The sequence below is a fragment of the Rhodococcus tukisamuensis NBRC 100609 genome (genome assembly GCF_001894985.1).
Classification (GTDB): Bacteria; Actinomycetota; Actinomycetes; order Mycobacteriales; family Mycobacteriaceae; genus Rhodococcus_G; species Rhodococcus_G tukisamuensis.
Genome location: NZ_BCXG01000007.1, coordinates 22,515 through 49,498, shown reverse-complemented (window position 1 = coordinate 49,498; position 26,984 = coordinate 22,515). Strand labels below are relative to the sequence as shown.

General features: G+C 73.2%; 1 protein-coding gene. It reads left to right on the top strand.

Annotated elements, in window-relative coordinates; genetic code table 11:
- Positions 1–32 precede the first annotated feature (32 nt).
- Positions 33–26,942, top strand: coding sequence for a non-ribosomal peptide synthase/polyketide synthase (locus RT2_RS09990; protein WP_083577277.1), 26,910 nt, complete (start codon positions 33–35; stop codon positions 26,940–26,942).
- Positions 26,943–26,984 lie beyond the last annotated feature (42 nt).

Below are 26,984 nucleotides of genomic sequence, written 5' to 3'. Positions count from 1 at the left end.
CAATCGCACGCCTCATTGCCCTAGGGATTACGATGACGGATTTCTTCTCGACTGATCCGGATGCGGATCGCACCAAGACCGGCGAACAGCATGCTCAGCACCCGGCTGGCCCCTCCACTGCCTTCCCGCTGACCGCGGTCCAGCGCAGCATGTGGTTCTCGCAGCAACTCGCGCCGGCGGTGCCCACCTTCATCGCGCAGTACGTGGACCTGCACGGAGACCTGGACCTCGAAGTACTGCGGGCCGCGGCGGTCACCGCGGCGCACGAGTTCCAGTCCCCCTTCCTGCGTCTCGTGGACGTCGACGGTGAACCCCGGCAGATGGTCGACCACACCATCGACCCGACCGTCGAGTTCGTCGACTTCCGCGGGCAGGCCGACCCGGTCGCCGCGGCACACGACTGGATGGACAACGACTACGTCACGCCCATCCGGCTCACTCACGACCGCCTGGTCGCGATGAGCGTTCTGCAGGTCGGGGAGCGGGACTACCTGTGGTACACGCGAATTCACCATGTCGCGCTGGACGGGTACAGCGGCATGGTGATGGTGAACCGCATCGCCGCGCTGTACACCGCGCAGGTCAAGGGGACGGAGCCGGAACCGAACCGGGCCCTGGAGTTGCGGACGCTCTACGAGTTGGACCAGAAGTACCGGGACTCCACCAGGTTCGCGGCCGACCGTGAGTACTGGGCACGGCACATCGTGGGGATCGAGGAGGGTTCCACCCTCGCCGAACGCGAGGGCCCCGCAGCGGCCCGAAGCCGGCTCGAGAGTGCCGAACTCTCCGACGCGGCGCTGGACCGACTGAACGCGTCCGACGAGGTCGTCGGGGCGACGTCGGCGGCGCTGCTGATCGCCGGATTCGCCTGCTACCTCTCGCGAATGACCGGAAAGCACGACGTACTGGTCAACCTCCCGGTGTCGGCTCGCACCACCGCGCCGCTGCAGCGTTCGGGCGGCATGCTGGTGAACGTCGCGCCGCTGCGGATCACCGTCGACGCCGACGACACCGTCACCGACCTGGTGCAGCGGGTGCAGCTGGAACTGATGGGGGCCCTGCGTCATCAGCGCTGCAGCCTCGAGGACATCCGCCGCGACGCGGGCATGACCGGCGGCCGGGAGGGCCTGAGCGGCCCGATGGTCAACGTGATGCTCTTCCACCAGGAGATCACCCTCGGGTCGATCGTCGGGGAGTACCACATCGTGACGTCCGGTCCGGTGCAGGACCTCCTCGTCAACATCTACCAAAGCGGCTCGCCCGCCAGGACTCTCGTCGACTTCCGGGGCAACCCGAACCGCTACGGGGACGAGGAACTGCGCACCCACCACCGCCGGTTCGTGGAACTGATCCACGAACTGCTCGCGGCCGACCCGTCCACCCTGATCGCAGACCTGCACCCCGAGTCCGCGGTGCTCGGCGCCCGCAGGCTGCGCGAGGCCGGCGACATCGCGTTCTGGACCACGGAATTGGCGGGGCTCCCCGAGGTCGCGGCGCTGCCGCGGCCGGATCGCCACCGTCCTGCACACCGCACCGCCCGGCGCGGCACGGCGGACCTGACACTCGACGCGGGCCGGCACGCGGCGCTGGCCGAATTCGGCCGGCGACACGACGTCACCGCGTTCACCGTCCTGCACACCGCACTCGGTGTGCTGCTCGGCCGGGTCACCGAGTCCGACGACATCGTCATCGGCGCCCCGCTCGGTGCGACGAACGACCGGGCAATCGACGGGCCGGACGCCGGTCGCCCGGACGCGTCGGCGGCCGGCCCCACCGACCTGGTCCCGCTGCGAACCACCGTCGACCCCGCCGCCACCTTCGCGATCCACCTCCGCCGGGCCCGGGACACCGAGCAACGCGCCTTCCGGCACGTGGAGCTGTCGTTCGAGCGGATCGCCGAGGCGCTCGCCGCCGACGGCCGACGGCCGCGGCCGGCCGCGCCGCAGGTGCTGCTCACCGCCGGCGCCGGGCAGGTCGACCACCCCGAATCCGCGCTGAACCTGGACCTGACCGAAAGCCTGTCCCGTTCAGGCGAACCCGGTGGACTCACCGTCCGGATCGACTTCTCGGCCGACCTGTACGACGCCGCCACCGTCGAACAGTTCGCCGTCCGACTGGGCCGGATCCTCGACGCAGCGGTCGCCGACGCGGATCGACCGGTCGGGGACATCGCGATCCTCGACGCCGCCGCCTACGCGGCCCTGGCCCCGGTACGAGGCCCCGGCCCGGTGGCCCCGCGGACCCTCGCACAGATCCTCGCCGACGCCGCCGCCGTCGACCCCGACCGCCACGCGCTGGTCCTGGGCGACGAGCGACTGACCTACCACGAACTCGACGCGCGTTCGAGCGCCCTGGCCCGGATGCTGATCGGGCGCGGCGCCGGTCCCGGATCGGTTGTCGCGCTGGCCATCGCCCGCTCGCTCGAGTCGGTGACCGCCACCTGGGCGGTGGCCAAGACCGGGGCCGCCTTCCTGCCAGTGGACCCGAACTACCCGTCGGACCGCATCGAGCACATGCTCACCGACTCCGGCGCCGCCCTCGGCCTGACGGTCCGTGCCCACCGCGACCGACTTCCCGACGGCACCGGATGGCTCGTCCTCGACGAACCGGACGGAACCCTCGGCGGTGACACGTCCGCCGTCGGCGACTTCGACCGCACCCGGCCGCTGCACATCGACGACCCGGCGTACCTGATCTACACGTCGGGGTCCACCGGTGTCCCGAAGGGCGTGGTGGTCGGTCACCGCGGGCTGGCCAACTTCGCGGCCGAGATGGCCGCGCGCTTTGTGATCACCGACTCCGCTCGGACCCTGCACTTCTCCTCGCCCAGCTTCGACGCCTCGATCCTCGAACTGCTGATGGCCACCACGGCCGGCGCCACCATGGTGATCGCGCCGCCGACCGTGTACGGCGGCGCGGAACTCGCGGAACTGCTGCGTCGCGAACGCGTCACCCACGCGTTCGTGACGCCCGCCGCGCTCGGCTCCGTCGACCCGACCGGCCTCGACCACCTCCAGTGTGTGATCACCGGTGGTGACGTGTGCCCGCCCGCGCTCGTCGCGCAGTGGGCACCGGGCCGCGCCCTGTTCAACGCGTACGGTCCGACCGAGACCACCGTGGTCGCGGGCATCAGCTCGCTGCTGGCCCTCGGGCGGCCGGTGACCATCGGCGGCCCCAGCCGCGGCGCCGGCGAGATGGTGCTGGACCGCCGCCTGCACCCGGTCCCGGTGGGTGTGCCGGGCGAGCTGTACGTCACCGGCGACGGACTCGCCCTCGGCTACCGCGACCGGCCGGGGACCACCGCCGAGCGCTTCCTGGCGAACCCGCACGGCGGGCCCGGCGAACGGATGTACCGGACCGGCGACCTGGCCCGGTGGACACCCGACCGGGAACTGGAGTACCTGGGCCGCAGCGACTTCCAGATCAAGATCCGCGGCTACCGCATCGAACTCGGCGAGATCGACGCGGTGCTGCGCGCCCACCCGACGGTCGGGTACGCCCTGACCACCGGGTACGCCCGTCCCTCGGGCGACCTCTCGCTGGTGGGCTACGTGATGGCGCTGCCCGGGATGGCGATCGACCGCGCCGAACTGCTCGAGCACGCCGCCGAGGCACTGCCCGCACACATGGTGCCCGCCACCATCGTGGTGCTGGACGAGGTGCCGTTGACGCCGGCGGGCAAGCTCGACCGCCACGCGCTTCCCGAGCCCCAGTTCGACACCGGCGCAGCCGAGTACCGGGCACCGAGCACACCGAGCGAGGAGCGGATCGCCACCATCTTCGCGGACCTGCTCGGCGTCCCCCGAGTGGGCATCGACGACAGCTTCTTCGACCTCGGCGGAGACTCCCTGGTCGCGACGCGGGTGGTGGCCCGGACCAACGCGGCGCTCGGCTGCACACTCGGCGTCCTCGACCTCTTCGAATCGCCCACGGTGGCAGGCCTCGCCACCCGGGTGGACGCCTTCCTCGCCTCCGGCGGGGCTGATGCGTCCGGCGAGCCGGCCCTGGTGCGCCGGCCGCGCACCGGTCCCGCTCCCGTCTCCCCGGCCCAGCAGCGGATGTGGGTGGTCAACCAACTGGACCACACCTCCGCGGTCTACAACATCCCGATCGCGGTCCGGCTCACCGGTGAACTGGACGAGGCGGCGCTCGGCGCGGCCGTCGCCGACGTCGTCACCCGGCACGAGACCCTGCGCACCGTCTTCCCGAACACCCCCGACGGACCGGTACAGATGGTCCTCACCGCCGACGAGGCACTGCCCGACCTGACACCGGAGTACGTGCCGGCGCCGGTGCTGCGGCGCCGCGTCGCCGCGCTCGGCGCGGAGGGTTTCGACGTGACCACGGAGCCGCCGCTGCGGGCCCGACTGCTGCGGACGGCGCCCACCTCGCACACCCTGGTACTGGTGGTCCACCACATCGCGGCCGACGGACTGTCGATGGGGCCGCTGGCGCGGGACGTGATCACCGCGTACAAGGCCCGGGTCGAGGGCGCGGCGCCGTCCTGGACCCCGCTGGCAGTGCAGTACTCGGACTACGCGGCCTGGCAGCGCGAACTGCTCGGCGAGGTCGACGACGAGGCGAGCCTGCTGTCCCGGCAGCTCGAGTACTGGACCGCGGCCCTCGACGGCGCACCGGAGGTCCTGGACCTGCCGGCTGACCGCCCACGCCCGACCCGCCCGTCGATGCGCGGCGGCGCCGTCGACTTCACGCTGGACGCGGACCTGCACCGCCGACTGCTGGCACTGGCGGGCGAGCACCACGCCAGCCTGTTCATGGTGCTGCACGCCGCGCTGGCGGTGGTGCTGGCCCGTGCGAGCAGCGCCGAGGACATCTCGATCGGCACCCCGGTCGCCGGCCGCGGCCACCCGGACCTCGACGACATGATCGGCATGTTCGTCAACACCCTGGTGCTGCGCACCCAGGTCGACCCCGGCACCAGGTTCACCGAACTGCTGGAGCGGACCCGGACCGGGGACCTCGAGGCGCTGCGGCACGCGGATCTGCCGTTCGAGCGACTGGTCGAGGCCGTGGCGGCGAACCGGACGGCGGCGCACGCGCCGCTGTTCCAGGTGATGCTGGTGCTGCAGGGCGCCGTGGACGGACACCTGACCCTGCCCGGCCTCACCGTCGACGTCGACGACGTCGACACCGGGACCGCCAAGTTCGACCTGCAGGTGATCGCCACCGAGCACACCGACGAACAGGGTCGGCCGGGCCACGTGTCCGGTCAGATGTCCTACGCCCGCGACCTTTTCGACGCGACCACGATGTCCGCGCTGGCGGACCGCTTCGTCCGGATGCTGGAGGCGGTCGCCGACGACGCCACGGTCGTGGTCGGGGACGTGCCGCTGCTCAGCCCCGACGAACACCGCCGGGTGGTCGAGGACTTCAACGCGACCGCGGCGGAGGTGCCCGACGGCACCCTCGTCGACCTCTTCGAGGCGCAGGTAGCCCGCACCCCCGACGCCGTGGCGTTGGTCTGCGGCGACGAGGAACTGACCTACGCCGAGTTCGCGGCCCGGACCCACCGGCTGGCCCGGGCGCTGATCGCACGCGGCGTGGGGCCGGAGTCCCGGGTCGCGGTGGCGATGCGCAGGTCCCTGGACCTGATGGTGGGCATCTACGCGGTGGTCGAGGCCGGCGGCGCGTACGTGCCGCTGGACCCGGACCACCCCGAAGCGCGCACCCGCTACGTCCTCGGCAGTGCCGCTCCGGTGTGCGTACTCACCACCGCCGCCGAGCAGGACGCACTGCCCGCGGACACCGGCATCGACACGGTCGCGGTGGACACCCTCGACCTGTCCGATCGCGACGCCGGCCCGCTGACCGCCGACGAGCTCCCGGCGGCGGGGCTGCGGCCGGACAACACCGCGTACGTCATCTACACCTCCGGGTCCACCGGCCGGCCCAAGGGCGTGGCCGTCACCCACCGCGCCATCGTCAACCGGTTGCAGTGGATGCAGGCCACCTACCCGCTGGACCGGTCCGACGTCGTCCTCCAGAAGACACCGACGACGTTCGACGTGTCGGTGTGGGAGCTGTTCTGGCCGTTGCAGACCGGATCCCGGCTGGTCCTGGCCGCCCCGGACGGGCACCGCGATCCGGGCTACCTGTCCCGGCTGATCGCCGAGCGCGCCGTGACCACGCTGCACTTCGTGCCGTCGATGCTCTCGGCCTTCCTCGCCGGGGCCCGCGCCGACGACTGCGCCGGGCTGCGCCGGGTGTTCTGCAGCGGCGAGGCGCTGCCCCCGACCACCGCCGAGGCCTTCCGCCGCTTCACCGGAGCCGAGCTGCACAACCTGTACGGCCCCACCGAGGCGGCCGTCGACGTCACCGCCTGGCCCACCTCGTCCGCCGACCACGACAGCGTGCCGATCGGCGTGCCGGTCTGGAACACCCAGGTGTACGTACTCGACTCGCGTCTGCACCCGGTCCCGGTGGGCGTGCGCGGCGAGCTGTACCTCGCCGGCGTGCAGCTGGCCCGCGGCTACGTCGGCCGCGCCGACCTGACCGCGGACCGCTTCGTGGCGAACCCGTTCGCCACCGGTGCCGCGGACGGACCCGCCCCGCGGATGTACCGGACCGGCGACGTCGTCCGACGGCTGGGGCTGCCCGGACCGGCCCCGGGGAAGGACCGCGGCGGGGCGCTCGAGTACCTGGGCCGCAGCGACTTCCAGGTCAAGCTGCGCGGTCAGCGCATCGAGCTCGGCGAGGTGGAGGCGGCGCTGCTGACCGACCCGGCCGTCGGGCAGGCGGTGGTGGTGGTCCACCACGACGACCTCACCGGTGAGGCCCTGGTGGGCTACGTGGTGGCCGCTCCCGGCGCCGCCCCCGATCCGGCCGCGGTACGCGTCAGCGCCGCAACGGAACTCGCGCCGTACATGGTGCCGGCGCAGATTGTGGTGCTGGACGAGCTGCCGCTGGGCCCGTCCGGGAAGCTGGACCGTCGGGCCCTGCCCGAGCCGCAGTTCCTGGCCTCCGCGGCCGAGTTCGTGGCCCCCCGCAACCCGGTCGAGGAGATCCTGGCCTCGATCGCCGCCGACCTGCTGGCCTCGGACCGGGTCGGGGTGCACGACAACTTCTTCGACCTCGGCGGCAACTCGCTGGTCGCCGCCCGCCTGGTGGCCCGCGCGAATGCCGCGCTGGGCACGGAGGTCGGGGTCCGCGAGGTGTTCGACGCACCGACCGTGGCGACGCTGGCCCTGCGGATCGAGACCGCGGGCGCCCGGGGCGTCGAACGCCCGGCACTGGAACCGGCGACGCGGCCGGATCCACTGCCGGTGTCCTTGGCGCAGAAGCGGATGTGGTTCGTCAACCAGTTCGACGTCACCTCCGCGGCGTACAACATCGCGATGGCCGTGCGGCTGACCGGGGACCTCGACACCGACGCGCTGGGCGCGGCCGTGATGGACGTCCTGGACCGGCACGAGTCGTTGCGCACCAGGTTCCCGCTGCGCGGCGGCCAGCCCACCCAGGAGGTGCTCGCCGCCGCGGACGCGCTGCCGGGCCTCGAGACGGTCCCGGTCACCGCGGACGAACTGCCGACGCGCATCGCCGCCCTGGCCCGTGCCGGGTTCGACGTGACCACGGCGCCGCCGCTGCGGGCCGTCCTGCTGCGGGTCGGCCCCGGCGAGCACGTGCTGACCATCGTGGTGCATCACATCTGCGCGGACGGCTTCTCGATGGCGCCGATGGCCCGGGACGTGATGGCCGCCTACGGAGCCCGCGTCCAGGGGGAGGCCCCGCAGTGGGCGCCGCTGCCGGTCCAGTACGCCGACTACACGCTGTGGCAGCGCGCCGCGCTCGGCGACCCCGCCGACCCGGACAGCGTGCTCGCCGCCCAGACCGACTACTGGTCGCAGACCCTGGCCGGGCTGCCGGACCTGCTCGACCTGCCCACCGACCGCCCCCGCCCGATGACCCAGTCGCTGGCCGGTGCCGAGTTCACCTTCACCGTCGATGCGGCGCTGCACCGTCGCATCGTGGCCACCGCGCGGGAACGCAACTCGACGGTGTTCATGGCGGTGCACGCCGCCCTCGCGGTGCTATTGGCGCGGCTGAGCGCCGGTGAGGACATCGCCGTCGGAACCCCGATCGCCGGCCGCGGCGAGGCCGCCCTGGACGGCCTGGTCGGCATGTTCGTCAACACCCTGGTGCTGCGGACCCCGGTCGATCCCGGCGCGTCGTTCACCGAACTGCTGGCCGACGTCCGCGAACGCGACCTGGAGGCGTTCCACCACGCGGACGTCCCGTTCGAACGACTCGTGGAGACCCTCGCGCCGGAACGCAGCACCGCGCACTCGCCGCTGTTCCAGGTGATGTTCGAGTTCCGCAACAACGAGCGGGCCAGGCTCGAACTGCCGGGACTGACCGTCGAGGGCATCGACCTCGGCACCGACATCTCCAATTTCGACCTGCAGTTGACCTGCGCCGAAGAGTTCGACGAGGACGGGGCGCCGGCCGGCATCACGGCCGGGTTCACCTACGCCACGGACCTTTTCGACCGGTCGTCGGTGGCGGTGCTGGCCGACCGGCTGCAGCGGATCCTCGCCGGCGTCACGACCGAGCCGGACCGTCCGATCGGGGACGCCGAGATCCTCGGACCCGCCGAACGGACGGAGCTGACGCCGGTGGCCGGCGGCCCCGCGGTGGCGCCGCGCACGCTGCCCGAACTGCTGGCCGCGGCGGTCGCGGTCGATCCGGACACACCCGCCCTGGTCGTGGCCGGGCGCGAGGTGTCCTACCGCGATCTCGACGAACACTCGAACCGGGTGGCGCGCCTGCTGATCCAGCGGGGAGTGGGACCGGAATCGGTGGTGGCGGTGTCGATGCCGCGCTCGTTCGAGTCGATCCTTGCGGTGTGGTCGGTCGCCAAGACCGGCGCCGCCTACGTGCCGGTCGACCCGAACTACCCGGCGAACCGGATCCTGCACATGCTCGAGGACTCCGGGGCGGTCCTGGGCTTGGCCCTGTCCACCCACCGCGAGTCGCTCCCGGACGCGGTGCCCCACCTCGTGCTCGACGACGCGGACACCGAAGCGGAGCTCGCCGGCCTGTCCGCGGCCCCGGTCACCGACGCCGACCGGACGGTCCCGCTGACGCTCGACCATCCCGCCTACCTGATCTACACGTCCGGTTCGACCGGTGTCCCGAAGGGCGTCGTGGTGACGCACCGTGGCCTGGCGAACTTCGCCGAGGACCAGCGCACCCGGTTCGGGGTCACGCGGCACTCGCGGACCCTGCACTTCTCCTCGCCCAGCTTCGACGCCTCGGTGCTCGAGTTGCTGCTGGCCCTGGGCGCCGGCGCCACCATGGTCGTCGCCGACCCGACCGTCTACGGCGGCGAGGAACTGCGCGAGCTGCTGCGCGACGCACGCGTCACCCACGCGTTCGTCACCCCCGCGGCGCTGTCGTCGGTGGACGCCACCGGCCTCGACGACCTCGGCGTCGTGATCACCGGTGGTGACACCTGCCCGCCGGAACTCGTGGCGCAGTGGGTCCGCGGCGGGCGCCGGATGTTCAACGCGTACGGCCCGACCGAGGCCACCGTCGCGACCAGCGTCACCGGTCCGATGGACCCGGCCGTCCCGGTCACCATCGGCCGGCCGCCGCTCGGCTGCGGCGAACTGGTGCTCGACGCACGGTTGCGGCCGGTGCCTCGCGGTGTCACCGGGGAGCTGTACGTGACCGGGCCCGGACTGGCCCGGGGGTACCGCAACCGCCCCGGCACCACCGCCGAACGGTTCGTGCCCAACCCGTTCGGCACCGACGGCGCCCGGATGTACCGGACCGGCGACCTGGCGCGGTGGAACGCCGGGACCGGGACGCAGACCGTAGGCGACCTGGAGTACCTGGGCCGCAGCGACTTCCAGGTCAAGATCCGCGGGTACCGCATCGAGCTCGGCGAGGTCGAGTCGGCGCTCTCGCGCTACCCGGGAGTGGCGCACGCCGTGGTGACCACCCGGCCCGACCCCGCCGGGCGGGGCCGACTGGTCGGCTACCTCGTGCCCGAGGCCGGGTCGGCCCCCGACCCCGCCGAGGTGCTCGCCTTCGTCGGGTCGGAGCTGGCGCCGTACATGGTGCCCGCCGCGCTGGTGGTGCTCGACGAGCTGCCGGTCACCCCGGTCGGCAAGCTGGACCGGCGTGCGCTGCCGGCCCCGGACTTCACCTCCCGCCCGGAGTCCGGTCGGGCGCCGAGCACCGAGATGGAGACGCTGCTCGCGGGGCTGTACGCCGAGGTGCTCGGCCTGGACTCGGTGGGCGCCGACGAGTCGTTCTTCGCTCTCGGCGGGGACAGCATCATGTCCATCCAGCTGGTGGCCCGGGCCAAGGCGGCCGGGATCCAGCTCTCGCCCCGCGACATCTTCGAACGCAAGACCGTCGCCGGTCTGGCCCCGGTCGCGACCGTCAGCGACGCCGTCGCGCCGGTGCTCGACGAACTGCCCGGCGGCGGGGTCGGGGAGCTGCCGCTGACCCCGATCGTGCGCTGGCTGCTCGACCGCGGCGGTTCGTTCGACCGGATGTCGCAGAACATCCTGCTGCGGGCCCCCTCCGACCTGGACACCGTCGAACAGTTGGTCGCGACGGTGCAGGCCGTCGTGGACCGGCACGACATGCTGCGGGCCCGGCTGCACCGCGACGCGGTCGAGGTGCGGCCGGTCGGCTCGGCGCCGGCGGGGGAGTACGTCCGGCGGGTGCCGGTGGAGGCCGCGCCCGGGACCGACGCCTTCGCCGCGGCAGCCCTGGCCGAGCTCGACGCCGCGCAGGACCGGTTGGCCCCGGCGACGGGCGCCGTCCTGCAGGTGGTGTGGCTGGACTCGGCGGCCGGCCAGGGCCGGATCCTGCTGGTCGCGCACCACCTCGTGGTGGACGGCGTCTCCTGGCGGATCCTTGTCCCCGACCTCGCGACGGCCTGGGCGCAGGTGACGGCCGGCGCCGAGCCGGCGCTGGCCCCGGTCGGTACCTCGATGCGACGGTGGGCGCACGCGCTGACGGACCTCGCCGCCGACCGTCGCGACGAACTGGACCAGTGGCGACGCACGCTCGCCACACCCGATCCGCTGCTCGGTTCGCGGGCGATCGACCCGGGCCGGGACGTCGGCGCCACGGTCGAGCGGGTCACCGTGGAGCTGTCCGCCGAGGTCAGCGACGGGGTACTGGCCACGCTCCCGCAGAAGTACCACGGCAGCGTCAACGACGGCCTGCTCACCGCGCTGGCGATGGCGCTGACCCGGTGGCGGCGCGACCGCGGCGACGCGGACACGCGGCCGGGCGCGCTGATCAACCTCGAGGGACACGGACGCGAGGAGCACGTGGTCCCCGGAGCGGACCTGTCCCGCACCGTCGGCTGGTTCACCTCGCTGTTCCCGGTGCGACTCGACCTCGGCGACGTGGACCTCGACGACGCGTACGCGGGCGGTGCGGCCGCCGGGACCGCGCTCAAGGCGGTCAAGGAACAACTGCTCGCCTTCGCCGACCACGGGATCGGGTTCGGCCTGCTCCGGCACCTGGACACCGACGGCGCCGCGGAACTGGCGCCGCTGCCGGTACCGGAGGTCAGCTTCAACTACCTCGGCAGGTTCGCCACCGACGGAAACGAGTCCGTCACGCCGACGGGGTGGATGCCGACCTCCGACGTCGACCTGAACCTGGTCCAGGATCCCGACCTGCCGGTCGCCGCGGTCCTCGACATCAACGCCGTCACACTCGCCGACGCCGACGGCTCCCGGTTGCGCGCCACCTGGGCGTTCCCCACCGGGATCCTCACCGAACCGGAGGTTCGTGAGGTCGCCGAGCTGTGGTCGCAGGCCCTGCAGGCGCTGACCCGGCACGGCTCCGCCCCGGAGGCGGGTGGGCTCACCCCGTCCGACCTGGACCTGGTGACCCTCGACCAGGCGGAGATCGACCGGCTCGAGCGGACCCACCGCACGCTCAGCGACGTGTGGCCGCTCGCACCGCTGCAGTCCGGCCTGCTCTTCCACGCCGAGCTGGCCGACCGGACCGTCGACTCGTACACAGTGCAGCTCACGCTCGAACTGCGTGGCGCGCAGCCCGAGCGGATGCGGCGGGCGGGCCAGGCGCTGCTGGACCGGCACGCCAACCTCCGCACCTCGTTCGTCGCGGACAGCACGGGCCGACCGGTGCAGGTGGTGCAGGACCGGGTGGAGCTGCCGTGGTCCGAGCTCGACCTCGCGGACCTGTCCCCGGACGAACGCGGCACCGAGGTGGACCGGGTGATGGCCGCGGACCGGGCCCTCGGGTTCGACATGGCCGTCGCGCCGCTGCTGCGGTTCCTGCTGATCCGGACCGGGCCGGAAACCCAGAAGCTGATCCTGACCAACCACCACATCCTGCTCGACGGCTGGTCGATGCCGCTGCTGCTGCGGGATCTGTTGACCCTGTACGCAACCGACGGCTCCGCCGCCGAGCTGCCCGCGGTGCACCCGTACCGCAACTACCTCACCTGGCTCACCCACCGCGAGGACACCGACTCCGCCGCCGCGTGGCGCCGCGCGCTGGCCGGCATCGAGGAACCTGCCCTGCTGAGCCCGCTGGGGCTCGGCCGCACCCGCGACAGCGAGTCCCGGGAGGTCCGGCTCGAGGTCCCGGCCAGGCGCACCGAGGAACTGCGCGCGCTGGCCCGCGCACGCGGGCTGACCGTCAGTACCCTGATCCGCGCGGCCTGGGGCATAGTGCTCAGCGAGCTGACCGACCGCCGGGACGTGGTCTTCGGCGGCACAGTGTCGGGGCGGCCGCCGCAGATCCCCGGCATCGAGTCGATGATCGGGCTGTTCATCAACACCCTGCCGGTCCGGGTCACCCTGGATCCCACCGAGTCGCTCGGCACCCTGCTCGAACGGATCCAGTCGGAACAGGCGGCCCTGCTCGAGCACCACCACCTCGGCCTCACCGAGATCCAGCAGCTGGTCGGCCCCGCCGCCACCTTCGACACGCTCACCGTGTTCGAGTCCTACCCGGTGGACCGGGCCGGGCTGACCGAGGACACCGACATCGCCGGCATGCACGTGGTCGGCGTGCACGACACCGCCAACGCGGCGCACTACCCGCTGGCGTTGATCGCCTCCGACACCGGCCGCCTCACCCTGAAGCTGGAGTACTTCCCGGAACTTTTCGACGCCGACACCATCGACCGGATCGGTGCCCAGCTCGGGCGCACGCTCGACGCACTCGCCGCGACGCCGGACCTCCCGCTGGCGCAGTTGTGGCTGCTCTCGCCGGCCGAACACGACGCCCTGGTCCCGGTCCGCGGCCGCCCCGGCCGGTCCCTGCGGACGCTGCCGGACCTGCTCGCCGACACCGCCGCCCGCCGTGGCGACGCGGTCGCGCTGTCCTTCGAGGGTCGCGAGGTCGGCTACCGCGAGCTCGACGAGCGGTCGAACCGGCTGGCGCGGCTGCTCACCGAGCGCGGCGCCGGACCGGAGGAGTTCGTGGCGCTGGCCGTCTCGCGGTCGGTGGAGTCCGTCGAGACGATGTGGGCGATCACCAAGACCGGTGCGGCCTTCGTGCCGGTGGACCCGAACTACCCGCCGGAGCGGGTGGCGCACATGCTCACGGACTCGGGCGCCCGGGTCGGGGTCACCGTCGCCCGTGACCGCGACCGCCTGCCCGACTACGTCGACTGGGTGGTCCTCGACGCCCCGGAGACCCAGTCGCTGATGGCGTCCCGCTCCCCGGCGCCGGTCACCGACCCGGACCGGAGCACACCGCTGCGGCTGCACCATCCCGCATACATGATCTACACCTCCGGCTCGACCGGCGTCCCGAAGGGCGTGGTGCTCACCCACGACGGCCTCGACAACTTCGCCAGGGAGCAGGCCGACCGCTACGGGACCGGGCCGGCGTCGCGGATCCTGCACTTCGCGACGCCCAGCTTCGACGCGTCGGTGCTCGACTACCTGCTCGCGTTCGAGGCGGGCGCGACCATGGTGATCTCGCCCCCCGGCGTGTACGGCGGCGCCGAACTCGCCCGGGTGATCGCGGACGGGCGGGTCACCCACGCCTTCGTCACCACGGCGGCGCTCGACACCGTCGATCCCACGGGACTCGACGAGTTCGGCTGCGTGTGCGTCGGCGGCGAGGCCTGCCCGCCGGACCTGGTGGCCCGCTGGGCACCGGGCCGGCGCCTGCACAACGGCTACGGGCCGACCGAGACGACGATCATGTCGAACATCAGCGACCCGCTGGTCGCGGGGGAGCCGGTCACCATCGGCGGCCCGGTCCGCGGCGTCTCCGAACTGGTGCTCGGCACCTACCTGCAGCCGGTCCCGGAGGGGACACCGGGCGAGCTGTACATCGCCGGGCCCGGACTGGCCCGCGGCTACCACCACAACTTCGCGCTGACCGCGGAACGCTTCGTGGCGAACCCACACGGCGCACCCGGCGAGCGGATGTACCGGACCGGTGACATCGTCCGCTGGCGCGGCGCGCCGGACGGCGGACGGGCGGTCGAGTACATCGGCCGCAGCGACTTCCAGGTCAAGATCCGTGGCTTCCGGATCGAGCTCGGCGACATCGACGCGGTGGTCGCCACGCACCCGGACGTGGACTTCACCGTCACCACCGGGCATCGGGACGCCGCCGGCGTCACCCGCCTGGCCACCTACGTCCGGGTGGTCGACGGCCGCCCGCTCACCGGCGCCGAGGTCCGGGACTTCGCCGCCGCCCGGCTGCCCGCCCACATGGTGCCCGACGCGGTCACGCTGCTCGACAAGATTCCGCTGACCCCGGTCGGCAAGCTGGACCGGGCGGCGCTGCCGGCACCGGTGTACGCCAACTCCGGCGCCGGGTACCGGGCCCCCCGCACCGAGCTCGAGCGGACGGTCGCGGAGGTGTTCACCGAGGTCCTCGGCGCCGAGCGGGTCGGCGTCGACGACCACTTCTTCGACCTGGGCGGCAACTCGCTGATCGCCACCCGGGTGACCGCCCGGCTCGGCGCCGCCCTCGACACCGAGGTGGGGGTGCGCGCCCTCTTCGAGGCGCCGACCGTGGCCGCGCTGGCCCGGTGGCTGGAATCGGAGCGGCCGGCGACCGGCCCGCGGCCGCAGCTGACGGCGGGGCCGCGACCGGAGCGGCTGCCGCTCTCGCTAGCCCAGCAGCGGATGTGGTTCCTCAACCAGTTCGACACCGAATCCGCCGCCTACAACGTGCCGCTCGCGGTCCGGCTCACCGGCGCACTGGACACCGACGCGCTGCGGGCCGCGGTCCTCGACGTCCTGGACCGGCACGAGGCCCTGCGCACCATGTTCCCGCGAGTCGGCGGCGAGCCCGTCCAGATCGTCGTGCCCGCGGTCGCGGCACTGCCCGAGCTGGTCACCGAGTGGGTCACCGAGGACGAACTGGCCCCGCGGATCGCGGAATTCGTCGCCGCCGGCTTCGACGTCACCCACGCCGCACCGGTCCGCGCCACGCTGTTGCGGTGCGGCCACGACGAGCACGTGCTCGCCATCGTGGTGCACCACATCTGCGCGGACGGCTTCTCGATGTCGCCGCTGGCCCGGGACGTGATGGCCGCCTACACCGCCCGGACGGCCGGGCACGGCCCCGACTGGGCCCCGCTGCCCGTGCAGTACGCCGACTACGCGCTCTGGCAACGCGACCTGCTGGGCGCCGCGGACGACCCGCAGTCCCTGCTGTCGCGGCAGCTCGAGTTCTGGACCCGGACCCTGTCCGGTCTGCCGGAGGTGCTGGCGCTGCCGACCGACCGCCCGCGTCCGGTGCAGCGCTCGTTCCGCGGCGCGACGGTGCCGCTGCACGTCGACCCCGCCGTGCACCGCCGGCTCGCCGAACTGGCCCGCGGCGCGAACTCGACGATGTTCATGGCCGTGCACGCCGCGCTGGCGCTGCTGCTGTCCGCGCTGTCCGGCGCCGACGACCTCGCGGTCGGCACCCCGGTGGCCGGTCGCGGCGACGCCGGACTGGACGAGCTGGTCGGCATGTTCGTCAACACCCTGGTGCTGCGCAGCACGATCGACCCGGACGCCTCGTTCCGCGGGCTGCTCGCCGACGTACGGGAGTCGGACCTGGCCGCGTTCGGCCACGCCGACCTCCCGTTCGAGAGTCTCGTCGACGCCGTCGCCCCGGAACGGTCGACGTCGCACTCGCCGCTGTTCCAGGTGATGCTCGAGTTCCAGAACAACGAGCTGCCCCGGCTCGAGCTGCCCGGGCTCACCGCCGGCGGCCTCGACCTCGACCTGGCGGTCGCGAAGTTCGACCTGCAGCTCACCCTCGCCGAGCGGTACGACCGCGACGGCGCCCCCGACGGCATGACCGGCGCCTTCACCTTCGCCACCGACGTGTTCGACGCCGACACGGTGCGGGGGTTCGCCGACCGGTTCACGGCGATGCTCGGCGCGGTCACCGCCAACCCGGACCGTGCGGTCGGCGATGTCGAGGTGACCACCGCCGCCGAACGCCACGCCATGCTCACCGAGTGGAACGAGCCGGGCGTCGGCGCGGGCACCGACACCCTCGCCGACGCGTTCGGCCGGGCGGCGGCCGGCTTCCCCGACGCGATCGCCGTCACCATGGGCGAGACCACACTGACCTACGCCGCCCTCGACGACCGGGCCAACCGGTTGGCCCGGGTGCTGGTCGCCCGCGGGGCCGGCCCGGAGACCCTCGTCGCGGTCGCGCTGCCGCGGGGGGCGGACCTGGTGGTGGCGCTGCTCGCCGTGGTGAAGTCCGGCGCCGGGTACCTGCCGCTGGACTCGAGCTACCCCACCGAACGGCTCGCCTTCACCGTCGCGGACGCCGCCCCGCTGTGCATCCTGTGCACCGCCGAGGAATCGGCGCAGCTGTCCACGCTCGGCGCGCCGACACTGGCCGTCGACTCCCCGGAGCTCACCGCCGCACTCGCCGCCGCCTCCGGGGCGCCGGTCACCGACGCGGACCGCCGCGCGCCGCTGGACCCGGACGACGTGGCCTACGTGATCTACACGTCCGGCTCCACCGGCCGCCCCAAGGGTGTCCAGGTCGCACACCGCAACGTGCTGACGCTGTTCGCGAACACCGCCGACGAGTTCGGTTTCGACGACCGCGACGTGTGGACGATGTTCCACTCCTACGCCTTCGACTTCTCGGTGTGGGAGCTGTGGGGTCCGCTGCTGCGCGGCGGCCGGCTGGTGGTGGTCGACTACCACACCGCCCGGTCCCCGGAGGCCATGCTCGACCTGCTCCGCCGCGAACGGGTGACGGTGCTCAACCAGACCCCGACCGCGTTCTACCAGCTGGCGGAGGCGGACCGGGTGGCCGCCGAGTCCGAGCCCGACGCGCCGGACCTGGCGTTGCGGCTGGTGATCTTCGGCGGCGAGGCCCTGGACTTCGCCCAGCTCGGCCGCTGGTACGGCCGGCACTCGGACGACGCGCCGCGCCTGGTCAACATGTACGGCATCACCGAGACCACGGTGCACGTGACGCGGCTGCCGCTCGACGCCGCCCGCGCCGCGTCCTCCGCGGCCAGCGTCATCGGCCGCGCGGTCCCGGGCCTGCGGGTGGCGGTGCTCGACCGGCGGCTGCACCCGGTGGCGCCCGGCGTCACCGGCGAGGTCTACGTCACCGGCGACCAGGTCAGTCGCGGCTACCTGGGCCGGTCCGCGCTGACCGCCGGCCGGTTCGTCGCCGACCCGGACGGCAGGCCCGGGCAGCGGATGTACCGCACCGGCGACCTGGCCCGTTGGAGCGCCGCCGGGGAGCTGGAGTACCTGGGCCGCAGCGACTTCCAGGTCAAGATCCGCGGCTTCCGGATCGAGCTCGGCGAGATCGAGGCCGCCGCGCTGCGGTACCCCGGCGTCGCGCAGGCCGTGGTGCTGGTGCACGACGACGGACAGGGCCGCACCCGGCTCGTCGGGTACGTGGTGCCCGAGCCCGGCGCCGCCCCTGACCGCGACGGCCTGCTCGAGTTCCTCGCCGCCGACCTGGCCGCCCACATGGTGCCGGCCACCATCGTGGTGCTGGACCGGCTGCCGCTGACCGAGAACGGCAAGCTGGACCGCAAGTCCCTGCCCGATCCCGACTTCGGGGCGTCGGCGGGCTCCGGCAGGGTCCCGCGGACCGGCCCGGAGACGCTGCTGGCCGGGTTGTTCGCCGAGGTGCTGGGCCTCGACGAGGTGGGTGTCGACGATTCCTTCTTCGGCCTCGGCGGCGACAGCATCATGTCCATCCAGCTGGTCGCCCGGGCCAAGGACGCCGGCCTGGTGCTCACGCCCCGGGAGGTGTTCGAGCACAAGACGGTCGCGGCCCTCGCGGCGGTGGCCCGCGGTGACGGCGCCGAGGCGGCCGAGGTGCTCGACGAACTGCCCGGCGGCGGAGTCGGCACCGCGCCCCTCACCCCGGTGATGCACTGGTTGCTCGACCGCGGCGGCGACGTTCGCCGGTACACCCAGACCGCGCTGCTGACCCTGCCCGCCGAAGCGAACCGGGACGGGCTCGAACGGACCCTGCAGGCAGTCCTGGACCGCCACGACATGCTCCGCGCCACCCTGCACCGGCCGGCGTCGGGGGCACCGACGCTCGAGGTGCCGGAGCCGGGGACCGTGCGGGCCGCGGACCTGCTCACCCGGGTCGAGGTGGACTCGGTCACCGGCACGGAGTTCGTCGCGACCGCCGGCGCCGCTCTCGACGCGGCCGCCGGCCGGCTCGACCCCGAGACGGGGGTGCTGCTGCAGGCGGTGTGGTTCGCACCGGCGGCCGGCGCCGGCCGACTGCTGGTGGTCGCGCACCACCTGGCCGTCGACGGCGTCTCCTGGCGGATCCTGGTGCCGGACCTCGCCACCGCCTGGTCGCAGGTGACCGCGGGCGACGAGCCCGCCCTGGCACCGGTGGGCACCTCGATGCGGCGCTGGGCGCACGCGCTGACCGAGGTCGCCGCCGACCGCGGGGACGAGGCGGACCGGTGGCGCGCCGAACTCGCGGCCCCGGACCCGTTGCTCGGCGCGCGGGCACTCGACCCCGCGGTCGACGTCCACGCCACCGTCGACACCGTCGAGGTGGAGCTGCCCGCCGCCGTCACCGAGGCGCTGCTCACCGCCGTGCCCGAGTCCTTCCACGGCAGCGTGAACGACGGCCTGCTGGCCGCGCTGGCGATGGCGGTGGCGCGCTGGCGCCGTGAGCGGGGCGGCCAGGAGGCCGACACGCTGGTCAGCCTCGAGGGCCACGGCCGCGAGGAGCATGTGGTGCCCGGGGTCGACCTGTCCCGGACCGTCGGCTGGTTCACCACGATCTTCCCGGTCCGGCTGGACCTCGCGGGCGTCGACCTGGACGAGGCCTTCGCCGGCGGCCCGGCGGCCGGCGCCGCGGTGAAGGCGGTCAAGGAGAAGCTGCTCGCCGTCCCGGACCACGGCATCGGCTACGGCCTGCTGCGCTACCTGGCCCGGTCGCCGCTCGACGAGCCCCGCCGGCCGCAGATCAGCTTCAACTACCTGGGCCGGCTGACCGGCACGCAGCAGCTCGAGCACCTGGACTCGGGGTGGCTGCCCGTCACCGACACCCGGCTCGACGACGGGCCGAGCCCGAGCCTGCCGGTCGCCGCGGTCCTCGACGTCAACGCCGTCACCCTCGCCGCCGACGACGGCTCCCGGCTGCGCGCCACCTGGGCGTTCCCGACCGGGGTGCTCGGCGCCGACGAGGTGCGACGCCTCGCCGACCTGTGGGTCGAGGCCCTGACCGCCCTCGGCCGGCACGCCGCCGCGCCGGACACCGGCGGACTCACCCCGTCCGACCTGGCCCTGGTCGAGCTCGACCAGGGTGCGATCGAGCGGCTCGAGGCCCGGTTCCCGGACCTCACCGACGTGTGGCCGCTCTCGCCGCTGCAGTCCGGCCTGCTGTTCCACACCCAGTTCTCCGACGCCACGGTGGACCCGTACGTGGTGCAGCTGACCCTGGACCTGCGCGGCACCGTGGACGCCGACCGGGTCCGCCGGGCCGGTCAGGCGCTGCTCGACCGGCACCCGAACCTGCGGGCGGCCTTCGTGCACGACCAGTCCGGAGCGGCCGTGCAGGTGGTCGCCGACCGGGTGACGCTGCCGTGGACCGAGGTGGACCTCTCCGGCCGCGGCCCGCAGGACCGGGACCGAGAGTTCGCCGCCACCGTCGACGCCGACCGGGTCGCCGGGTTCGACCTGTCCGCGCCGCCGCTGCTGCGGATGCTGCTGGTCCGGCTCGGCGAGTCCGAGCACCGGCTGGTGATCACCAACCACCACATCCTGCTCGACGGCTGGTCCACGCCGCTGGTGATCAGGGACCTGCTCACCCTGTACGCGACCGACGCCGACCCGGCCGTGCTGCCGCCCGTCCGCCCGTATCGCGACTACCTGACCTGGCTGTCCCGGCGGGACGACGCGGACGCCGCGGACGCCTGGCGTCGGCTCCTCGCCGACCGGGGCGAGCCGACCCTGCTGGCGCCGGCCGCCGCGCACCGCGCCGTCGGCTCCAGCGAGGCCGCGGTCGCGCTGACCGAGGAGCAGACCGAGCGGTTGCGGGCCCTCGGACGCGAGCGCGGCGTCACCCTCAACACGATGGTCCAGGTGGGGTGGGGCATCGTGCTCGCCGCGTTGACCGGCCGCAGCGACGTCGTGTTCGGCGGCACCGTGTCCGGACGGCCGCCGCAGATCCCCGGCATCGAGTCGATGGTCGGGCTGTTCATCACCACCATCCCGGTCCGGGTCACCCTCGACCCGGACGAGACGGTCGCCCAGCTGCTCGACCGCGTCCAGACCGAGCAGGCGGCCCTGCTCGAGCACCACCACCTGGGCCTGGCCGACATCCAGCGGGCCGCGGGCCCCGGCGCCGCCTTCGACACCCTCACCGTGTTCGAGTCCTACCCGGTCGACCGCGCCGGCCTGACCGCGCAGACGGAGATCGCCGGACTGCGGGTTGCCGGGATCCACGGGCGGGACTCGGCGCACTACCCGCTGGCGCTGGTGGCGTCCGGCGACGAGCGGCTGAACCTGAAGTTCGAGTACGACGCCGACGTGTTCGACGACGACGCGGTCGCGGCCATCGCGGACCGGGTCCGCCGGGTGCTCGCGGCCGTCGCCGCCGACCCGCACGCACCGGTGCCGCGCGCCCACTCGCACGCACTCGACGAGGCGGAACGCGAGCGGCTGCTCCCGGTCCGCGGCGGCGCCGGGGGATCGTCGCGCACCCTGCCACAGATCCTGTCGGAGGCGGCCGCGCGTGATCCCGAGGCGGTCGCGCTGCACGCCCCGGACGGCGCGGGTGGCGGCCGCAGCGTGACGTACCGCGAACTCGACGAGGACTCCAGCCGGCTGGCCCGCGCCCTCGTCGAACTCGGCGCCGGTCCGGAAACCTTTGTCGCACTGGGCATCCCTCGATCGGTGGAATCCGTGTCGGCGATGTGGGCGGTTGCCAAGACCGGCGCGGCATTCGTGCCGGTGGACCCGACGTACCCGGCGGAGCGGATCGAGCACATGCTCGCCGACTCGGGCGCCACCCTCGGTGTGGCCATGACCGCGCACCGCGACCGACTGCCGGCGACGGTGCGGTGGCTGCACCTGGACGACCCCGCGTTCGCCGCCGACTGCGCGGCCCGGTCGCCGCGGCCCCTGACCGACGCCGACCGCACCGGCCCGATCGACCTGCGCAGCGCCGCCTACCTGGTGTACACCTCTGGCTCCACCGGTGTCCCCAAGGGCGTCCTGGTCTCCCACAGCGGACTCGACAACTTCGCCCGGGACCAGCTGCAGCGCTTCGGGGCGACCGCCCGCTCGCGCACCCTGCACTTCTCGACGCCCAGCTTCGACGGCGCCGTGTTCGAGTACCTGCAGGCCTTCGGGGCCGGCGCCACCATGGTCATCGCGCCGCCCACCGTGTACGGCGGAGCCGAACTGGCCCGGCTCGTCGCGGACGAGGGGGTCACCCACGCCTTCGTCACCACGGCCGCGCTGGCCACCGTCGACCCCACCGGCCTCGACGACTTCGCCGACGTGGTGTTCGGCGGCGAGGCCTGCCCGCCCGACCTGGTGGCCCGCTGGGCGCCCGGCCGGCGCCTGTCGAATGCGTACGGGCCCACCGAGACCACCGTCATGTCCAACATCAGCGTGCCGATGACGGTGGGCGAGCCCATCACCCTCGGCGGCCCGATCCGCGGGGTCAGCGAGGTGGTCCTCGGGGCGCACCTGCAGCCGGTCCCCGAGGGCGTGCCGGGCGAGCTGTACATCGCCGGGCCCGGCCTGGCCCGCGGCTACCACCGCCGGCCGGGACTGACCGCGTCGAGGTTCGTGGCGAACCCGCACGGCGCACCGGGCGAGCGGATGTACCGCACCGGCGACATCGTCCGCTGGCGCAGCGACTCCGACGGCACCGGACCGGCGCTGGAGTACCAGGGTCGCAGCGACTTCCAGGTGAAGATCCGCGGCTACCGGATCGAGCTCGGCGAGATCGACGCTGCGCTGCTCGAACAGCCCGGGGTCAGCTTCGCGGCCACCCTCGCCGTGCCCGGCCCGTCCGGCGACACCGTGCTCGCCGCCTACGTGCTGCCCGCCACCGGGTACCGGCTCGACGTGCACGAGCTCACCGCCGCCCTTGCCGCCCGGCTGCCCTCGCACATGGTGCCCGCCGCGATGGCGGTCCTCGACGAGATCCCGCTGACCCCCGTCGGCAAGCTGGACCGATCGGCCCTGCCCACCCCGGAGTTCGTGACCGCCGCCGCCACCGAGTTCCGGGCCCCGGAAACCGAACTCGAGCACACCGTCGCGGACGTCTTCGCGACGGTGCTCGGCGTGGACCGGATCGGCCTCGACGACCACTTCTTCGACCTCGGCGGCAACTCGCTGGTCGCGACCCGGGTGACCGCCAGGCTCGGCGCCGAACTCGGCATCGACATCGGGGTCCGGGCACTGTTCGAGGCGCCCACCGTCGCTGCGCTCGCGGAACGGGTCGGCGCGCTGGTCGGGGAGTCCGCCCCGGCGCGGCCGGCGCTGACCGCGGCGTCTCGGCCGGACCGGGTCCCGCTTTCCCTCGCGCAGCAGCGGATGTGGTTCCTCAACCAGTTCGACACCACGTCGGCCGCCTACAACATCCCACTGGCCGTCCGGCTCACCGGCGAACTCGACAGCGAGGCGCTCGAACTCGCCGTCCTCGACGTCGTGGACCGGCACGAGTCGCTGCGTACCCGGTACCCGCTGCGCGGCGGCGACCCGGTCCAGGAGACGGTGCCCACCGCGTACGCGCTCGAGGGCCTGCTCACCGTCGACACCACCGAGGACGAGCTGCCCACCCGGATAGCGGACCTCGCCTCCGCCGGATTCGACGTGACCCTGGCCGTCCCGGTCCGGGCCCGGCTGCTGCGACTCGGCGACCGCAACCACGTGCTGGTCATCGTCGTGCACCACATCTGCGCCGACGGCTTCTCGCTGGCCGTCTTGGCCCGGGACGTGATGGCCGCCTACACCTCCCGCACGCAGGGAGACGCCCCGGACTGGACGCCGCTGCCCGCCCAGTACGCCGACTACACGCTCTGGCAGCAGGAAGTGCTCGGCAGCGACCAGGCCCCGGACTCGCTGCTCTCGGCGCAGCTCGCGTACTGGCGCACCACGCTCGCCGGACTGTCCGACGTGCTGGTGCTGCCCACCGACCGGCCCCGGCCCGCGCAGCAGACCCTGCGCGGCAGCCGGGTGGAGTTCACCGTCCCCGCGGACCTGCACCGGCGACTGCTCGCGGTGGCCCGCGGCCAGGAGTCCACGGTGTTCATGGCGGTGCACGCCGTGTACGCGATGCTGCTGGCCCGACTGGGGGACACCGACGACGTCGCGATCGGCACCCCCCTCGCCGGCCGCGGCGACGCCGGACTCGACGACATGATCGGCATGTTCGTCAACACCCTGGTGCTGCGCACCCAGGTCGACCCCGCCGCCTCGTTCGTCGAGCTGCTGGCCCGGGTCAAGGACGCCGATCTGACCGCGTTCGGCAACGCCGACGTCCCGTTCGAGCGGCTCGTCGAGGAGCTGAACCCGGCCCGGTCCACGTCCTACTCCCCGCTGTTCCAGGTGGCCCTCGAGTTCCAGAACACCGAACGCCCGCGGCTGAACCTGCCGGGTCTCACGGTCGAGGGGGTCGAGCTGGACGCCCGGGTGGCCAAGGAGGACCTCGAACTGCTGCTGGCCGAGGAGTTCGACGACGACCGGCAGCCGGCCGGCATGTCCGCCGCGTTCGACTACGCGGTCGACCTTTTCGATCCCGAGACCGTCCAGGGGTTCGCCGACCGCTTCGTCCGGATCCTCGACGCGGTGACCGCGGACCCGCACCGCCCGGTCGGCGGGATCCCCATCCTCGACCAGGACGAGCTCTCCGAGTTCGCTCCCGCGCAGGGGCGTCCCGGCGGCCCGCCGCAGCTGTGGCCCGAACTGCTCTCGGCGGCGGCCTCGGAGGACCCCGATTCGATCGCGCTGACCTTCGAGGACCAGCGGGTCAGCTACCGCGAACTGGACGAACGCTCGAACCGGCTGGCCCGCTTGCTGCGCTCGCGAGGGGTGGGCCCGGAGACGTTCGTCGCGCTGGGACTGTCCCGGTCGCTCGAGGAGGTCATCTCGATCTGGGCCGTGGCCAAGGCCGGCGCCGGGTTCGTGCCGGTGGACCCGACGTACCCGTCCGAGCGGATCGAGTACATGCTGACGGACTGCGAGGCGGTGCTCGGCATGACCGTGGCCGCCCGGGTCGACGCGCTGCCGGACACCGTGCCGTGGCTGGTGCTCGACGACGACGCGACGCTCGACGAGTTGTCTTCTGCCGCACCCACGCCGGTGACCGACGCGGACCGCACCATGCCGCTGCGACTGACCAACCCGGCCTACCTGATCTACACCTCCGGCTCGACCGGACGGCCGAAGGGCGTCGTGATCACCCACCACGGCATCGCGAACCTCACCACCGAGGAGCACGACCGGTTCCGCGTCACCGTCGACTCCCGGGTATCGCACCTGGCCTCGCCCAGCTTCGACGCCTCGGTCTTCGAGCTGATGATGGCCTTCAGTGCCGGTGCCAGCGTGGTGATCGTCCCGCCCGCGGTGTACGGCGGCGCCGAACTCGAGGACCTGCTGCGCCGTGAGCACGTCACCCACGCGTTCATCACCCCGACCGCGCTGTCCTCCATGGACGACGTCGGGCTCGAGAACCTGCGGGTGCTGGCCGTGGCGGGCGAGGCCTGCCCGCCGGAGCTGATGCAGAAATGGTCCGTCGGCCGGAAGATGTTCAACGGTTACGGCCCCACCGAGACCACCATCCAGGCCAGTGTCAGCGACCGGATGACCGCGTCTCAGGCCGTGAACATCGGCCGGCCCGCGGTCGGTTTCGACGAGATGGTCCTCGACACCCGTCTGCAGCCGGTGCCGCTCGGCGTGCCGGGCGAGCTGTACATCGCCGGCCCCGGCCTGGCCCGCGGCTACCACCGCCGTCCCGGCCTGACCGCCGACCGGTTCGTCGCCGACCCGTTCGGGAAGCCGGGGCAGCGCATGTACCGCACCGGTGACGTCGTGCGGTGGCGGGCGACGCCGTCCCCGGTCGAGGGGGAACCGGACGTCCACACCATCGAGTACATCGGCCGCAGCGACTTCCAGGTGAAGGTCCGTGGCTTCCGGATCGAGCTCGGCGAGATCGACGCGGTGCTCGCCCGTCACCCCTCGATCACCTTCGCGGCCACCTTCGGGCTTCCCGGACCGTCGGGGGACATCCTGCTCGCGTCCTACGTGTACTGCGCCGACGGCGGCGCGGTGGCACCGGCCGAGATCCGCGAGTACGCCTCGCGGCGACTGCCCGCGCACATGGTGCCCTCGGCCGTCGTGGTCCTCGACGAGGTGCCGATGACCCCGGTGGGCAAGCTCGACCGCCGGGCCCTGCCCACGCCGGAGTTCGGTTCGCGCGCCGACGACTACCTGGCGCCGCGCACGACTGCCGAACGCGCCGTCGCCGAGGCCTTCGAGTCGGTGCTCGGGGTGGACCGGGTGGGCGTGACCGACAGCTTCTTCGACCTCGGAGGCACCTCCATCATCGCCACCCGGGTCGTCGCCGACGTGCAGACCCGACTCGGCAAGCTGCTGCCGTTGCAGTCGCTGTTCCTCGACCCGACCCCGGCGGGGCTGGCCCGGCTGCTCGACGAGTCCGGCATGCAGCCGGCCCCCGTCGACGACGCCCTGCGCGTGGTCATCCCCCTGCGCCCGCAGGGCACCCGGCCGCCGTTGTTCTGCGTGCACCCCGGGATCGGGCTCTCGTGGGGCTACACGGGGCTGGTGCGGCACCTGTCCGCCGACCGCCCGGCCTACGGGCTCCAGCTCCCGGTGATCAGCGGGGGTCCGACCTTCTCCTCGATCGAGGAGCTGGCGCACCGGTACGTCCAGGAGATGCGGGCCGTCCAGGACCACGGCCCGTACCACCTGCTCGGCTGGTCCCTGGGCGGGGTGATCGCGCACGCGATGGCCGTCGAACTGCGCCGGTCCGGCGAGGCGGTCTCGACGCTCGCGATCATGGACAGCTATGTCACCGACGAAGACGACGGGACCCCGGACAGCCTCAGCGTGGAGGAGTTGCTGCACGGACTCGGCCTGGACCTGGAACCGGACGCCACGACCGGCAACGGCGCGCTGACCTACGCCCGGGCCGTCGAACTGCTCGACGAGTCGTTCGGCCAGGAGACCGGCCTGACTGCCGTGCACCTCGAACGGATCAGCGCCGGGTTCGCCAACTCGGCTCACATCATGAACGACTTCAGCCCGTCGGTGTTCGACGGCGACATCCTCTTCTTCTCCGCCGGCCGCTCCGGCGGGGACGGACACTCGCCCGATGAATGGCGGCCCGCCGTCACTGGCGACATCCGGGAGGTGCGGGTGGACTGCGAGCACAACCAGATGATCGAGCCGGAGGTGCTCGCGGTGGTCGGGCCGGTGCTCGAGGAATACCTGACCGACCACTGATCCGCTCGACCGCCCCCGGTCACGCCGACAGCTCGCCGGTCC

What these genes read in the sequence shown, in the direction of transcription:
- RT2_RS09990 (WP_083577277.1), top strand. Translation starts at nt 33, where the DNA reads ATGACGGATTTCTTCTCGACTGATCCGGATGCGGATCGCACCAAGACC.